Here is a 16,026-nt window from a genome sequence, read left to right as displayed (position 1 = left end):
TGTGAATAGACGTCAAATTTTTATTCTTTTATTTAATTTTATTCTAGTGACTACAGGGTTTTCACAAACCTCTTTCCCGAAAGAATTTGATTTAGATGGAGATGAAAGGTTTCCAAGTATTACTTCTGATGGAAACACTTTACTTTTCGCAAGAGAACAGAAGAAAGGTTTTGACTTCTTTTTATCTAATAAGGTAAACGGAAAATTCATGCCACCTACTCAACTTATTTTACCTGATAATATGCCGTATCCAACAAGTCCTGTGATTAGTCACGATGGGAGATGGATATATTTTTCTGCCTATAATAAAGGAAACAACGGTGATATTTACAGAATGAGAAGATGGGGTAGACGATTAGCAAAACCAGAAATTCTTTCTTCTAAAATCAATTCTAGAGGATATGAACTTTTTCCATCACCTACAAAAGATGGTAAAGGGCTTTATTTTTGTCGACTAAAAGATAAATCTGAGCCAACAAATTTGAAATATGCAATTTACTATGCTGCATTTGATAAAAAAGGAAATGTAGAATCAGTAAACATACTGCCTCAGCCTATCAATCTTTATTCTGAAAAAGAACCGAAAATAATGCCCGATGGTAAAACGTTGTTCTTTATGTCTAAAATAAGTGATGACGAAGAAGAATATGAGGTGATGTGTGCAATTAAAAATGAAGACGAATCTTGGGGAGAGCCTTTTCCAATCGATGCTTTAAATGCTCAAAATTATGCTCACCCTCCATGTATGGATGGAACCAATCAAATGGCCTATTTTACTCAAGAAGGTAAATTAGCAATGTTACATTGGGGACATATTTTAAAAACGGATGCACCTCAAGAAGAAATCGCAAAAACAAGAAATAACGATACAGGTGAAGATAATGAAGAACAAACGGAGACTAAAAAGCAAACCACCCGACCAAGTATATCTTCATTCTCTGATTTAGGTTTTGATATTATTGACTTTAAACAACCGCCAGTTTATAGAGCAATAATAATAGGTATCAATGAGTATCAGGATGATAAAATTGCCAATTTGGATCGTCCTGTTGATGACGCTGCTGCCTTTGAAGAAATATTAACCACACATTATACTTTTCCGAAAGAGAATGTTATTTCCCTAAAAAGCCCAACAAGAGAGAAAATCATAGAGACTTTAGATAATGTGATGGAAGTAGCCAAAGAAAATGACCATATTTTAATTTTTTATGCTGGGCATGGACATTGGGACTCTAAAAGAAAGGCAGGGTATTGGTTACCTTCAGACGCTAAAGCTAAAAGTACAGCAAATTGGGTAAGGAACTCTACTATAAAAGAATATATAGCTTCTTATAAAGCTAAGCATGTTTTATTAATATCTGATGCCTGCTTTTCAGGAGGTATTTTTAAAACTAGAGCTGCTTTTACCGATGCACCTAAAGCCATTAATAATCTAGAAAAACTGCCTTCTAGAAAAGCAATGACAAGTGGAACTCTAAAGGAAGTGCCCGATGAAAGTGTTTTTGTAAAGTACCTTCAAAAGAGATTATTAGAAAATACAGAGAAGTATACTAGTGCTAGAGCATTATTTGATAGCTTTAGAGATGCAGTAATGAATAACTCTGAAAATGTTCCTCAATTTGGGGTTATTAATGCTACAGGAGATGAAGGTGGAGATTTTATTTTTGTCAAAAAAGATAAAGTAGAAGCTAAAGAAGTTCAGAACGATACATCAGGTGATTAATCATAAAGTTTGATCTGATATAACTCAAAAGGGCTGAATAGTGATACTACTCAGCCCTTTTTTAATTGTTAAGGGAAGATATATTTCTATACCTTCTTATTTGGTACTACAATAAACAAAACTATTTCCTATCAAACAATAATATTGGTATTATAATATTGATTATTAGGAGATTTGTAATCTGTAATGCCTTTTAATTCGTAAGTTGTTTTACCTTATTGATTCCTTTATCAAATGTTCCAGGTTCGAATTGCTGGTATGCAAAAAAGGCAGCAAATATAATTACACCAATAATTACTAGTCTAATAATTGATTTAGCTACTTTCCAGAATACAATAACAATTGCGATTACAGCGATAAATAAGGTAGAAAGTTGACCTTGACTTAATCCAACAAAAAAATCTTGTATTTGATCAATCATAAAATAATGTAGTTAATACACAGTTTAAAAAAGAAAGTTGATAAAATCTTTATTTAAAAGCAAAAAAAGAGATGAATTAGTGAATAATCATTTACAGGGCCTTTCATTTCTTATTACTTTAATTTTATTCTCAAAACTATTATAAAAGATTTATATAAATTCGTATCTTGATTGCAATAACGAACTAAAAATATAGACTTAATATGTTATCCAAAAAGACTAAATATGCTTTAAAAGCATTAAGGTTTTTGGCTTCAAAATATGGCGAAGGCCCCGTTCTTATTTCTGATATTGCCAAAAGAGAAAATATTTCTCAGAAATTCTTAGAGAGTATCCTTTTGGAATTAAGAAAAGGAAGAGTCCTAAGCAGTAAAAAAGGAAAAGGGGGAGGTTATTATTTAATTAAAGACCCTCAAGAAGTTACTCTATGTGATATTCATAGAATGATTGAAGGCCCTATAGCACCTTTACCATGTGTAAGCCTTAATTATTATGAACCTTGTGATGATTGTGAAGATGAGGTGAATTGTACATTAAAAGCAGTTATGCTAGATGTAAGAGATGCTCAGCTTGAAATTCTCAAGAAGAAAACCATTCTTGATTTACTTCCTGAAAATTATTCGGTTTAAAAATAATGATCATAAAAAAATCACTTCTTTGCCATTAAGGTAAAGAAGTGATTTTTTTTATCTAAAGTATAATACCTACTCTTCCATTGCGTCCATCCTTTGAATTAAAGGAGGGTGAGAGTAATGCATTTTTACATAGCTATCATGCGGGGTAAGATTGCTTAAAGAATCTACCGATAATTTTTTTAATGCTTCTATTAAAGAACTACTTGATGAGGTGTCTTTAGCATATGCATCAGCTTCAAATTCATTCTTTCTAGAGAAAGCATTCACAATAAGACCTGTAACCATAGAAATAGGGCTATAAAGCATAGAAAATGCAATTAAGCTTAAAGGAGATAAGTACCCACCGGTGCTTGATTTCAATAAACTCCCTACCTGACTAAAGGAATCAGCTCCCATAGCTACCAACAATTCTTTAGAATCGATAAATAAGCTTAATAACCAAAGTGTAATGAACATATTTACACCAGAGATAAAAAACATCTGTAATGTGTGTTTTCTCTTGTAGTGACCAACTTCGTGTGCAAGAACTGCAACAATTTCATCTGTTGATAATTTCTCGATCAGCGTATCATAAAGAACAATGTTTTTATTGCCACCTAATCCACTAAAGAATGCGTTGGCTTTTGTCGATCTTTTAGAACCGTCCATTACCATGATTTTACCTAAAGGAAAATCAACACTACTTGCATAATCCTTGATTGCACTTAATAATTCACCTTCTTCTAAAGGAGTTAATTTATTAAACATAGGTAAAATGACATTAGCATAAAACATTGTTGCTCCTAAAGCAAACAACATAAATACCACCCAAGCAATTACCCAATAGGTATCAGGATAGTAGTGGTAAAAGCTGATAAATCCCCATAATAATAAACCTCCAATAATTGCACCTAAGGCATAACCTTTCAGTTTATCAATCAAGAAGGTTTTTACCGTCATTTTATTGAAGCCGTATTTTTCTTCAATTTTAAATGTATTCATCCATTCAAATGGAATCCCAATTACATCAGATATAAGAGCAATTATTGCAAAAAACGCTAATACTTGTGTTGTGTTACTACTAAAATTATCTACGCAGAAGTTATTTATCCATGCATAGCCACCTGTTAGTAACAGTAACATTGTTAATAAATAAGAAGCAGCACTACTGTAAAGACCTAATTGATCTTTCTCTGCTTGATATTTTTGAGATCTTTTATATTCATCTGCATCATACAATCCTTCCAATTTTGAAGGGAGCTTTTTGCTCATTGCTTTAATATTGAGGTGACTAAGTACTCTTTCTAATACAAAATCGCCAGTCAGAATAGCTACAATAACTATTTTTAAAGTTTCTCCGCTCATTGTTTATTATAAAAATTTCATACAAATCTAATAAAACAATACGGACTGCAATATGAAATCAGTTGAAAAGTTATGACTTCTTTCAGAACTTAGGGGTAGTTTTTGTTTGTATAAGTTAGTTATACATCTTTTTGAACAACGAACGACATCAAATTGGAAAAGCAAAAGACCTATAAATGTTTAATTGTTGATGATGAACAATTAGCGAGAAATTTAATTTCAGTATATCTTTCTAAACTTCCATTTTTAGAAGAAGTGGCAGCGTGTGCTTCACCTATTGAGGCGATGCAGGTGATGAGAAATCAAGAAGTAGATATACTACTATTGGATATTCAAATGCCTGAGTTAACGGGGTTAGATTTAGTGAAAAGTTTATCAGATCCTCCAGTAGTCATTTTCACTACGGCTTATTCTGAGTATGCTGTCGATTCATACAATTTAAACGCGATAGATTATCTGTTGAAACCATTTGGTTTGGATCGTTTTATTAAAGCAATAAATAAAGCCATAGAATGGATTGATTTGAAATCCGACAAAGTGGAAGCAATTTCCAAAGAAGAGGTTCTTCTTATTAAAGGGGATCAAAAAACACACAAGGTAAACCCTTCTTCTATAAAGTACATTGAGGGGTTAAAAGAATATGTATCTTATTACCTGAAGAGTAATGAAAGAATAGTCTCTTTATATTCTCTAACCAAACTGGAAAAAGAATTAGAACAATATGAGTTCTTAAGAGTACATAGGTCATATATCATTAATAAAAATGAAGTGACAGCCTTTGAAAAGCATATGGTATGGATTGGTGATAAGGAAATTCCAATTGGAAAAACATATAGAGATAGGATATTTAAAACTTTATCCGAAAAGTAAAAATGATACCTTGTAAGTGCTTACATTCATATAAAAAATGTATCTTCAATAGTTAATTCTAAACATCATCCTTTCAAAGACTTTTTAACTTGAAAAACGCCAAATTCTTTAAAATTTATAGATCTTCTGCAGGGGCAGGGAAAACATTTACTTTAGCTAAAGAATATATCAAACTTGCCCTTCAGTTGGATAAGTTTGATGAAGAATTTAATCCTGATTATTTCCAGCATATTTTGGCAGTAACCTTCACGAATTTGGCAACAGCTGAAATGAAAGAAAGGATACTTTCTCAAATGCTAGTCTTTTCTAAAGCTAATTCTAAACTCGATGATGATATGCTTAAAAGTATTGTCAACGAATTTTATGGTTTTGGTAATGAAGATCCTGATCCCGATGTTCAAAAAAATAAAAATGAACCTGAACTATTTAAACGAATAAAAGAGCGTTCAAAGATTGTGCATCAAAAGATATTACATGGCTATTCTAACTTTTCTGTAAGTACAATTGATGCATTTTCTCAAAAAGTGGCTCAAGCATTTAAACGAGATTTAGACTTTCCATTCAATTTTGAATTAGTCTTAGATGCTCAAAACTTAATAGAAGATGCCATTTATAGTCTGATGGATAAACTGGGCAGGGAAGATCAAAAGGAATTGACTCATGCACTAACACAGTTTTCCATCAAGATGGCGGAAGAAGATAGAAGCTGGAATATTGTACCCAATATTAGTGATTTCGGAAAAGCATTGTTTGATGATAGTCAACGAAAGGTTTTGGAGAAGCTAGGTGTCAATCAAATCAATAATAAAGAATTAACAATTACCGAGTTTTCTGAAATTGCGAATAAGCTTAGGGTAAAGATTTATGATGAAAACCAAAAAATAATATCAGACGCGTATCAAGCAATTGTAGATTCAATGCGTTCAAATAATGTGGCGTTTGATGATCTTTCTAAGCATGTAGGTACCGGAATTCAAAAATTGGATAAAGAGATCAATAGTATTGATTTGAAGCTTTCCAAAACAATGGAGAAGGTGATGGATAGTGGCGATCCTTCATGTTTAGCGACAAAACAGAATTATAAAAAAATGCCAGCAGGGTATGATGCCGTTTACCCAACCATTCAAGAACAAGTTTCTTTGATTGTTGAAACGGTAAAGAAAACAAAATTGATACGTTTAGTGTACGATACCATTTACTTGGTAGCTACTGCTTTGGTGCTTCAAAAGGAATTGGAAGAACAAAAGAAGGAACAAGGTTGGATTCATATTTCGGAGATTGGAGATAACATTAATAAGATAGTAGAAGATGCTCCAATGCCTTACCTCTATGAAAGGTTGGGAGAAAAATACAATCATATATTAATTGATGAATTTCAGGATACCTCAAAAACACAATGGCATAACCTTATTCCTTTAGTTGCAAACGCTTTAACTGAGGATGAAGGGCATGAATGTTTAGTAGTAGGTGATGCAAAACAGTCGATTTATCGATGGAGGGGAGGAAAAGCTGAAATGCTAGTTGAACTACCGAAGTTACCAACAGCTAAAGGTACGGCACTAGAAGAAGAGGAATATGTTTTCGAACAACAGGCTCAGCCATTAAAATTAGGAAAGAACTATAGAAGCTTCCCTAATATTATTGAGTTCAATAATAGTTTATATGAGTTTATTCGTCAAGATACTAACGACGATTTATTGTCGAAGTTTTACCTTGGAGGTGAACAAGAAAAACACAAAAAAGTTGGAGGTCAGGTACGTCTAACTATTTGTCAACAATCAGGAAGTAAAGGTGAGGTAGAAGAAATGAATTTATCGAGAATTCATCAACAAATTCTACACTTGGTCAATGAGGAAGGATATAGTTTTAAGGATATTGCTATTTTGGTAAGAAATAACAGCAATGGTTCTAAAATAGCAGAGTATTTAGTAAAAGAAGATGTTGAAGTGATATCTTCTGAGTCTTTATTAGTGAATTCAGCACCTTCTATTCAATTCATAGTGAATATGATTCGTTTGCTTGTTAGAAGAGCAGATAAGATGTTATTTATGGAGATCATTCGTTTCTTATATTCCCATTATAAGGATATTGAAGCGAATAGATGGGAGCAAAAGAATGTATCACCAACTGAAATAGATGGAGATACTTATATTCAATTGGGTGATCTGATCAAAGAATGTGATCAACAAAAAAAGTTTGAGGAACTCCTAAAAAAAGAGTTTGATATAACTTTTGATCTATCAGTTTTTAGAAGAAAAACACTTTTTGATCAAACAGAATTTTTAGTTCAAACTTTCTCTTTATTCAAAAGAACAACGGAACAATCCTATATGATGAAATTTTTAGGTATTATGCTTGCTCATACACAAAAGCAAGGCAATAGTGCTCAAGAATTTTTAAGTAAGTGGGAAAACCTTCAACAGAAAGAGGCTATTTCAGTACCTGATAATATCGATGCGGTTAGAATTCTTTCTATACACAAATCAAAAGGATTAGAATTTCCGGTGGTTTTATTACCCTATGCCGATTGGTCTTTAACACCAATGGTGAAATCTAGAAAATGGTTTGCTTGGGAAGGGAATAGTGTTGTTCCAGAATTAAGTGCTACGAATCTGCCTTTACAGCAATTCTTAGAAAAAACAGATTTTAAAGAAGGATATGCAGAAGAAGTAAGGGATACTTACATAGATGCAATTAATATGTTATATGTTGCCACTACTAGGGCAAAGAAACATCTACATATTTTTACATCAAAAAACCGTAGTTCTTCTACAAGTATTACTAAACTTCTATTATCGTTTAAAGATTTCGCTCTAAAGCAAAGTAACTTTGATACAAACGAATTAAAATCAACCACCATAGATAATGTTTTATTTGAGGAGTATGAATTCTTTAGTGATGATTGTATCAATAGTTCATCAAAAAAAGAGGATGTAGAGAATAAGATCAAAACAATAATTCATACCGATCAATCAGAATATTTAAGGTTGAAGAGTGGAGCTTTAGAACTAGGAGAAAAAGAAATTCATTTAGAGGAAATCGCTTTAGCAAAAAATAAAGGTGTCATTATCCATAAAGCCTTTGAGAAAATAAGGTTTAAAGAAGATATTGATGAGGCATCTAACTATCTTGAACGAAAAGGCTTAATAGAAGAGCAAGAAGTCTTGGAGTATAAAGACGCTATTCTTAAGATTATCAGTCATCCAGAGGTAGGTAGTTACTTTGATAAAAAATCAGGTTACACGGTCCTAAATGAAACTGAAATTATTTCTCCAAGAAAGGAAGTAATGAAAGCTTCTATTATCGATCGTCCAGATAGATTAATGTACAAAGGTCAAGAGGCAGTTGTGATAGATTATAAAACAGGTAATTATAATGATCAGCATGAAATCCAAATCAAAAGATATGGTACTGCACTAAAGAAAATGGGTTTCAAACAAATTAAATTAATATTATTGTACACAGAAAATAACGAAGTTCATCATGTTAAGTATTAATTCAAAAACTATTCTTGCGTTTATTGTATTATGTTTTACATTTCATGGCTTATTTGCTCAGAAAGGGCAAATGTTCCCCACTATGAAAGCGGAAACAATAAACGATAAAGTGATTACTCTACCAGATCACACAAAAGGGAAAGCAACATTAATAGGTGTTGCTTATTCAAAAAAATCTCAGGAAAACTTAGAGAGTTGGATGCAACCTATTTATTCAACTTTTATAAATCCTCCAAAATCAGATTTATTTGGGTCTACAACTTATAATGTAAACATGCAATTTGTCGCATTAGCAAGAGGAATTGCAAAAGCAGCAGAAAAGACTTTAAAAGGGAACATGAAGAAGAATATTGATAAAAAACTTCACGATAATGTTGCCATAGTTTTAGGAAGTGTAAAAGAATATAAGAAAAAACTGAACCTTGGAGCGAAAGACGATCCATACTTTTTTATATTATCACCAGAAGGGAAAATTTTATTTGTAACAAGTGGTAAATATTCCCCTTCAAAAATGAGTGCAATTGAAGACGCTTTATACGATTATACCGAATAGTTGTTAAAGTTTTAAAAAACTCGCTATAACGCCTAAATGATCATTTATTTTAGTAAGCAGTTTTTTAGATTTGTGGTACTCATGAATATGTCTTGAGTAAAATAGAACTCAAATAGCAAGAATGAAGAAGCTAGATAAGCTATTATTAAAAGCATACATAGGACCTTTTGCATTAACTTCTGCAATTGTTTTATTTATTTTTTGGTCGCAATACATGATCTCAAAATTTGTCTATTTCTTAGGCAAAGATTTAGGATACGACGTATATGCGGAATTGTTTTTTTGGTTTGCATTAGCCTTACTTCCTTTGGCATTACCTTTAGCCGTCTTGTTGGCTTCGTTAATGACCTACGGTAGTTTAGGACAACATTCTGAATTAACAGCAATTAAAGGAGCAGGTATCTCGTTAATTCGAGTTTTAAGACCTGTGTTTTTCTTTACTATCATAGTAACACTATTTCAATTGGTGTACAATGATACAGTTGTACCACATGCCAATTTAAAAGCATATAGTTTACTTTATGATATCAAACAGACTAAACCAACCATGAACCTTAAAGAAGGGGCATTTTACAATGGTTTAGATGGTTATAGTATCAAAGTCTCGAAAAAAGACGAAGATGGTATTGGTATTCATGATGTGATTATTTATAAGCACGAAGGTCATAGAGGAAATAAAGAAGTCATCTTGGCAAACCACGGTAAAATGGAATTGATCAATGATGAAACTTTCTTAATGTTGACTTTATTTGAAGGGAATGCTTATAGTGAAGTAGAAGACAAAAAGTCAAAAGCCGATATTCAATATGTTCACTCAGAGTTTGATTCATCAATTTTCTATTTCTCAATGGAATCTTATGCGATGAATGAAACAAGAGAAGACTTATTCATGGGGCATAACTTGATGAAAAATAGTAGTCAATTGAAAGTGGAACAAGATTCTTTAGAAAAAGCAATGGTAGATTATAGTGCCATGCTAGCTAAGAATGGTGCTACACAATTCTACTATAGAAATACGTCTGCTAAAGGTGAACACAACGCAGATAAATTTACAAAAAAGAAGTTTGATCCAGAATCAAAACAGAATAAGCTAAGAATTGCTTCTTCAGCTTACAATAGTGCTTCAAGTTTCTATAATGTTTTGAAATCAAACGCATCAAGACACGCAAATCAATTAAAAGAGGATGTGAAGTACACTATTGATGTACATAAAAAGATCTCAACAGCAATTGCAATATTATTGATGTTCATGATCGGAGCACCTCTAGGAGCTATTATTAAAAAAGGTGGACTTGGTGTACCTGTTTTAGTATCTGTATTTTTCTTTGTAATTTATTATATCATTACAATTACAGGAGAAAAAATGGCGAAAGAGCTTTTAATTGATCCTATTCTTGGTACTTGGCTGTCAAATATTTTCTTATTGGTATTTGGACTATTCTTCACTTACCAAGCTAAAAATGATGTGAAACTTTTTGATACTGATTACTACGCTGTAGTATTCAAGAATATGTTCAAAAAGTAGATATAAATTTATTACCTTAATAACCCTATGTGACATTTGCTTACATAGGGTTTTCTCTTCTATATTGATTACGAATAAAATTAATGGAAATTAATGAATAAAATTATAATAGCACTTGACGGTCACGCAGGATGCGGAAAATCAACTACTGCAAAATCAGTAGCAAAAGAATTAAACTATGTATTTATTGATACAGGAGCCATGTATAGGGCAGTTACTTATTCTTTTTTAGAAAATGATATAGATTTTGCAGACCCCACAGAAGTGTCAAAGGCGTTAGATGCTATTTCATTAAAATTTGTATTTAATCCTGAAAAAGGTCTTGGCGAAATCCATCTTAATGATGTTAACGTTGAACCTTTTATTAGAAACATGAATATCACCCGTAGAGTGAGTGATGTTGCTGCTATCAAAGAAGTAAGACAGTTCTGTGTTATCGAACAGCAGAAGATGGGTAAGGACAAAGGTATCGTAATGGATGGGAGAGATATCGGTACAGTCGTTTTTCCAACTGCCGAATTAAAAGTCTTTATGACAGCGGATGTAGAAGTAAGAGCAAAGCGCAGATTAAAGGAAATGGAAGATAAGGGAGAGAAAACGAATTTAAGCGATGTGATTGCTGATATTGAAAATAGAGACTATTTAGATTCTACTCGTAAAGAAAGCCCACTTAAGAAAGCCGAAGATGCTGTAGTGGTCGATACATCTGGATTAACTATTAAAGAGCAAGTGGCTAGTATTTTAAATCTGGCAAAGAAAAAGATAGAATTATCTTAATCATTCTATCAATAGACATATACCAAAAGAGGCTATCAAATAAATGATAGCCTCTTTTTTATATATTGGTAAAATAGCGATTAGTTAGCCGCTACTTCTTTTTTCTTTGTTGAGAAAAGAGTTGGCTTGATTACTAAGCCCATCCAGCCCCAATTATTGAATTTACCTGAATCGCCACCTGCGTTTGCAGCTGTAGCATATTGCATAGATTCAGTAGCAAACATTGCTGACCAACCACCTTGAATTGAGATGTATTCGTTGAACTTGTAATTTGCATTTAAATCAAGTTCAGTACCTAAGTTACTGTCAACTTTTACTCCTTGTCCGTCAGAAATTTCTGCACCCGACATGAATGAATGAATTCTACCATAGAATTTCCACTCTTCCATTTTATAAGTAGCACCTAAGTAAATATCAGTTAAACCACCTTTAGGGTTTCTACCACCAACATAGAAATAGTCCATATGACCATTGAATTTGTGGTTAGTACCAAAGTAAGGGTTAAACGAGTTGTTTACATCAGCATCCGCATCGTAAGAAGTACCAGAAAGAAGTTCACCACCTAAAGTGAATGATAAAGCATCGTTAGCCGAGAATAAAACTTCAACCAATGCGTTATAAGCACTAAGGTTTTTTTGAGTTTGTGCATTTGCAATATCAACTCCAGTTTTACCCATTTGGTAATAGAAAGCAGCGTTAACACCAATTTTACCAGGTCTAAATTCAGCTCTAGCACCTAAAGTTTGTTGGTATACTGTTTCAAAATCTGTTCTATTATTAGTAGCAGGATCTTTATCGTTCTCAAGACCTAAGTTCATTGCTAAAGCAGAAAGCTTTACATTTTCGCTTAAATCTTTGTGGAACCATAAGTATTGCATTGATTTATATGAGTTTCTTTGGTTTTGCTCATAAAATAGAGTTTCTCCTGTTGTAGCAATTGAAATACCACCATGTAATTTAAAGTTACCTTCATACTTTAATACTAAGGCATCATGGCTTCTCGCTTGCTGCGCCCAATCTACAGAACCAAAAATACGGTGATCATCATAAACTAATTCTTGACGACCTACTTTTGCTGAAAATACATCAGAAAACAACAATTCACCCCAAGCTTCATGGACATGGAAGTTTCCTACATCTTTGTTAGCGAAGTGATTGATCTCACCCCAAGTTCTAACGTCTTGCATTGAGAAACCCATTCTGAACTTTTCGCTTTTATCATTGAAAAGAAAACGGATTCTTGCACGTTGGGAAACCATATCAGCAGCACGGTCCATTGCACCATCAGTTGGTCTTAATGCACCAAAGCCATTTCTATGTTCATAACGAGGTTTTAGCTGAGCATCAATCGTAAAATCCTGTGCATAAGCACCACTAAATAAGGTGAGTAGCGTAATTACTGAGAGTAATTTTTTTAGCATAATTAAAGATAAATAAAAGTTAAAATCTAATTTTATTAATAATAAAATTACTTAATTTTTTTTCGAATGCAATAATAATGAGGAGACGGAAGTTAATTTATGTTTATTGTTATCTTTTTTGGGTGACTTATATCATTAAAAGTCAATTTTTTTGAATATAGTATTACAAATCGAAATCTAAAAGCTAAATTTTAGAATACAAAACACATTATTGATATAAATATTCAGAATTAAACACTACTGTTAGATGAGTAATAAAAAAGACGACTTGAATTTATCAAGACGTGATTTCCTAAAACTAACGGGTGGTACTGTCGCTGTTGGTGGTGCTGCTTTAAGTGGATGGGGACTTACTGAACTTATTGTTGATGAAGGACCTGTTAAATCTTGGCACAAATCTGTTTGTCGTTATTGCGGTACAGGTTGTGGAGTGATGTTAGGAATGAACAAAGATAAACTTGTTCGAGTAAGAGGAGATCAGGAGGCACACAATAAGGGAGTTATCTGTATTAAAGGGTCGATGTTGGACAAAGTAATGAAAAGTCCAGAACGTCTAAAAGTACCTAAGATTAAGAAAAACGGAAAATTAGTAGAATCTACTTGGGAAGAAGCAATGGAGCTAATGACCAAGAAGTTCAAAGAGTCTTTAGAAAAGAGTGGACCAACTAGTATTGGCTTCTACGGTTCAGGACAATTACTAATTGAAGAATCTTATACAGCCAATAAGCTTTTCAAAGCTGGTTTTAAATCAAATAACGTTGATGGTAATCCAAGACTTTGTATGGCATCTGCAGCAGTAGGTTATACTCAAACTTTTGGTAAGGATGAACCTCCAGGAGCATATGAAGATATTGATCATGCAGAAACATTTTTCTTAATTGGATCAAACGCTTATGAATGCCACCCTCCTTTATGGGAGCGTATCATGTTGCGTAAAAAGGCCAATCCAAATGTAAAAATTATTGTAGTAGATCCTCGTAAAACGAAAACAGCTGATCATGCAGATGTTTATGTACCAGTTTTACCAGGTAAAGATATGTTACTTCTTAACTCAATGTGCTGTGTAATTGCAGAATTAGGGTTATTAGATGAAGAATTTATCAGTAAGTATGTCAGCTTCAATGATGGTAAAAAAGGAATTTCAATAGAAGAATATAAGAATTTCCTTAAAGATTATCGTCCAGAAAAAGTAGCGGATGAATTGGGTATTACTCCTCGTCAAATTAGAGAAGTTGCTTATCAGTTTGCTTCTTCTAAAGCTACGATGTCTTTATGGACCATGGGTATTAACCAAAGAGTGCAAGGAGTATTCTTAAATAATACATTGAATTCACTTCACTTAATTACAGGTCAAATCTGTAAGCCGGGTGCAACTCCGTTGTCTCTAACGGGTCAATCTAATGCATGTGGTGGTGTTCGTGATACTGGTTCATTAGCTCATTTACTTCCAAATGGTCGTTTGATTGCTAAAGAACAGCATAGAAACGAAATGGAGGAGCTATGGAAGGTACCAAAAGGAACTATTGCTCCAAAACCAGGTAGACATGCGTTAGCTATGTTTGATGGTATGGTAACAGGTGATGTAGAAACAGCATTAATTATGTGTTCAAACCCTGCTCAATCACTACCGAATAATAGGTATTACAGAGAGGGTATGGAAAAAGCATTTTTAGTAGTTGCTGAAATCTTTGAAGATACAGAAACAGCTAAATTTGCAGATATATTATTACCTGCCGCACTTTATATCGAAAAAGAAGGGGTATACGGTCAAACAGAAAGAAGATATCAAATTATTGATAAATTGAGAGAGCCTGTAGGACAAGCTCGTTCTGATTTTGATATTCTTGTTGACTTCGCCAATAGAATGGGGCAAGGCAATCTGATTACTTATAAAACACCGACAGAATGTTGGGATGAGTATAGAATTATTTCTAAATCTTCGAAATATGATTTCTCTGGTATTACACGAGAAAGATTGAGAAAAGAAAGAGGTATACAATGGCCATGTCCTACAGAAGATCATCCGGGTACTGTAAGAAGGTATATCAAAGGTGATCCTTTTGCAGATAAACATATTGATGCTAATCATAAGGTGCATTTTTATGGCAAGCCTGATGGTAAAGCAGTTGTATTTGCTAGACCTTATGTTCCAGGTAAAGAAGATGTTTCTAAAGAGAAACCATTATTCTTAACTACAGGACGTGTAGTCTCACAATGGCATACAGGAACAATGACTTACAGAGTACCAGAATTACATCGTTCTGCTGGTCCTGGTAGATTTGTCTTCCATCCAAGTGATGCAGGTCCTCACGGGTTGAAAAAAGGTGATCGTATTGAAGTAGAAAGTTCTAGAGGCAAAATGGAAGGTATCGTTGATATATCAAGAGATCACGAAACGCCAGGAGTTGTTTTTGCAGCTTTCTATGACCAAAAGTTTTTAGTAAACAATGTAGTTTCTGATGATCATGATCCTATTTCTAAGGAGCCTGATTATAAGGTGACTGCAATCAGTGTTAAAAAATTAAGTTAAACTTCGTCGATCAATGGAAACAATTTTAGATATTTTAGCAGTAGTGATCCTAATCGTTGAAGTGATCCTACTTTATAAACTGAGACAAAATAGGTTTCAAGAGAAACTTACGGGAGGGGTGAGAGCAATGGTTCTTGTAGCCATTATCTTATTTCCGGTTTTAGCAGTAATGTTAGGTAACTATCATGTATTTGTTACTACTAAAGAATCAACTGCATGTCAAAGTTGTCACGTAATGGCTCCAATGGCTAACGATATGATGTTTGATACTAAATCTCAAACATTGGCCGCTAGACACTACCAAAATGGATGGATTGCCGAACACGAGTGTTATAGCTGTCATGCTGATTATGGGTTCCAAGGAACTATGAAGGCTAAATTAGACGGTTATAGACACTTGATGAGATATGTAACAAAAACATATGAAGAACCTATCCGTTATAGAGGAGAGTTTAATTCAATGAACTGTTACGGATGTCACGAAGGTTCAAGAACGTTCGAGGCAGTAGAAGAGCATCAGCCTGTAGTTGAAAACTTGAAGAGTGATGACGCATCAATTTCTTGTTTAAACTGTCACGGTAGAGCTCATCCAGAGCCATCTCGTAGAACTCCGGGTCATGAAGACTACAAATGGTTATCTAACCCTAAGAACAAAGAGATCTCAGTAAAAGACGCAAACGAAGTGAAGGAATATATTTCCAACCTTGCAGTATCAAAAAAATAATTAAAT

At 33.4% G+C, this 16,026-nt stretch carries 12 protein-coding genes; 9 read left to right on the top strand and 3 right to left on the bottom strand.

The window, feature by feature from the left end; all coding sequences use genetic code 11:
• Position 1: 1 nt before the first annotated feature.
• Complete coding sequence (locus NH26_RS06730; protein WP_139262916.1) at positions 2–1,723, top strand: caspase family protein; 1,722 nt, start codon at positions 2–4, stop codon at positions 1,721–1,723.
• A gap of 193 nt (positions 1,724–1,916) precedes the next feature.
• Here the strand turns inward: NH26_RS06730 and NH26_RS06725 are convergent, their stop codons facing one another.
• On the bottom strand, positions 1,917–2,144 hold the full coding sequence (locus NH26_RS06725; protein WP_044218707.1) for a hypothetical protein: 228 nt from the start codon (positions 2,142–2,144) through the stop codon (positions 1,917–1,919).
• 203 nt (positions 2,145–2,347) lie between these two features.
• Here NH26_RS06725 and NH26_RS06720 point away from each other — a divergent pair, with 203 nt between their 5' ends.
• Positions 2,348–2,773 (top strand): RrF2 family transcriptional regulator, encoded by a 426-nt coding sequence (locus tag NH26_RS06720; RefSeq protein WP_044218709.1) that lies wholly within the window; start codon positions 2,348–2,350, stop codon positions 2,771–2,773.
• 75 nt (positions 2,774–2,848) lie between these two features.
• Here NH26_RS06720 and NH26_RS06715 read toward each other — a convergent pair whose 3' ends face one another.
• Complete coding sequence (locus NH26_RS06715) at positions 2,849–4,123, bottom strand: M48 family metallopeptidase (protein ID WP_044218711.1); 1,275 nt, start codon at positions 4,121–4,123, stop codon at positions 2,849–2,851.
• Positions 4,124–4,276: 153 nt separating this feature from the next.
• Here NH26_RS06715 and NH26_RS06710 point away from each other — a divergent pair, with 153 nt between their 5' ends.
• The 5 genes from NH26_RS06710 to cmk all read left to right on the top strand — a co-directional run bounded on the left by NH26_RS06710 (position 4,277) and on the right by cmk (position 11,345).
• The gene (locus tag NH26_RS06710; RefSeq protein WP_044218713.1) at positions 4,277–4,993 is read left to right on the top strand and encodes a LytR/AlgR family response regulator transcription factor; all 717 of its coding nucleotides are present in this window, start codon (positions 4,277–4,279) and stop codon (positions 4,991–4,993) included.
• A gap of 89 nt (positions 4,994–5,082) precedes the next feature.
• Positions 5,083–8,490: a UvrD-helicase domain-containing protein gene (locus NH26_RS06705; RefSeq protein WP_044218715.1), complete on the top strand. Its 3,408-nt coding sequence runs from the start codon at positions 5,083–5,085 to the stop codon at positions 8,488–8,490.
• Positions 8,477–9,043 (top strand): hypothetical protein, encoded by a 567-nt coding sequence (locus NH26_RS06700; protein ID WP_052431792.1) that lies wholly within the window; start codon positions 8,477–8,479, stop codon positions 9,041–9,043. The genes NH26_RS06705 and NH26_RS06700 overlap by 14 nt, the downstream gene beginning before the upstream one ends.
• A 121-nt stretch (positions 9,044–9,164) precedes the next feature.
• Positions 9,165–10,568 carry an LptF/LptG family permease gene (locus NH26_RS06695; RefSeq protein WP_044218718.1) on the top strand — a complete coding sequence of 468 codons (1,404 nt, stop codon included), beginning with the start codon at positions 9,165–9,167 and terminating at the stop codon, positions 10,566–10,568.
• Positions 10,569–10,661: 93 nt separating this feature from the next.
• A complete protein-coding gene (gene cmk / locus NH26_RS06690) occupies positions 10,662–11,345 on the top strand; it encodes a (d)CMP kinase (protein WP_044218721.1) in 684 nt (227 codons plus the stop codon).
• An 80-nt stretch (positions 11,346–11,425) separates the two neighbouring features.
• Here cmk and NH26_RS06685 read toward each other — a convergent pair whose 3' ends face one another.
• A complete protein-coding gene (locus tag NH26_RS06685) occupies positions 11,426–12,766 on the bottom strand; it encodes an alginate export family protein (protein WP_044218723.1) in 1,341 nt (446 codons plus the stop codon).
• Between the two features lie 247 nt (positions 12,767–13,013).
• Between NH26_RS06685 and NH26_RS06680 the strand changes: the two genes are divergently transcribed.
• Complete coding sequence (locus NH26_RS06680; RefSeq protein ID WP_199880230.1) at positions 13,014–15,296, top strand: molybdopterin-dependent oxidoreductase; 2,283 nt, start codon at positions 13,014–13,016, stop codon at positions 15,294–15,296.
• A 13-nt stretch (positions 15,297–15,309) separates the two neighbouring features.
• Positions 15,310–16,020 carry a NapC/NirT family cytochrome c gene (locus tag NH26_RS06675; protein WP_044218726.1) on the top strand — a complete coding sequence of 237 codons (711 nt, stop codon included), beginning with the start codon at positions 15,310–15,312 and terminating at the stop codon, positions 16,018–16,020.
• Positions 16,021–16,026 lie beyond the last annotated feature (6 nt).

Source organism: Flammeovirga pacifica, from assembly GCF_000807855.2.
Lineage (GTDB): Bacteria > Bacteroidota > Bacteroidia > Cytophagales > Flammeovirgaceae > Flammeovirga > Flammeovirga pacifica.
The sequence above is the reverse complement of the archived record's forward strand: the minus strand, read 5'-3'. Positions and strand labels throughout refer to the sequence as shown.

Excerpts from the sequence above, each read along its gene's own strand:
- NH26_RS06725 (WP_044218707.1), bottom strand. The coding sequence starts at position 2,144 with ATGATTGATCAAATACAAGATTTTTTTGTTGGATTAAGTCAAGGTCAA.
- NH26_RS06720 (WP_044218709.1), top strand. The coding sequence starts at position 2,348 with ATGTTATCCAAAAAGACTAAATATGCTTTAAAAGCATTAAGGTTTTTG.
- NH26_RS06715 (WP_044218711.1), bottom strand. The coding sequence starts at position 4,123 with ATGAGCGGAGAAACTTTAAAAATAGTTATTGTAGCTATTCTGACTGGC.
- NH26_RS06700 (WP_052431792.1), top strand. The coding sequence starts at position 8,477 with ATGTTAAGTATTAATTCAAAAACTATTCTTGCGTTTATTGTATTATGT.
- NH26_RS06695 (WP_044218718.1), top strand. The coding sequence starts at position 9,165 with ATGAAGAAGCTAGATAAGCTATTATTAAAAGCATACATAGGACCTTTT.
- cmk (WP_044218721.1), top strand. The coding sequence starts at position 10,662 with ATGAATAAAATTATAATAGCACTTGACGGTCACGCAGGATGCGGAAAA.
- NH26_RS06685 (WP_044218723.1), bottom strand. The coding sequence starts at position 12,766 with ATGCTAAAAAAATTACTCTCAGTAATTACGCTACTCACCTTATTTAGT.
- NH26_RS06680 (WP_199880230.1), top strand. The coding sequence starts at position 13,014 with ATGAGTAATAAAAAAGACGACTTGAATTTATCAAGACGTGATTTCCTA.
- NH26_RS06675 (WP_044218726.1), top strand. The coding sequence starts at position 15,310 with ATGGAAACAATTTTAGATATTTTAGCAGTAGTGATCCTAATCGTTGAA.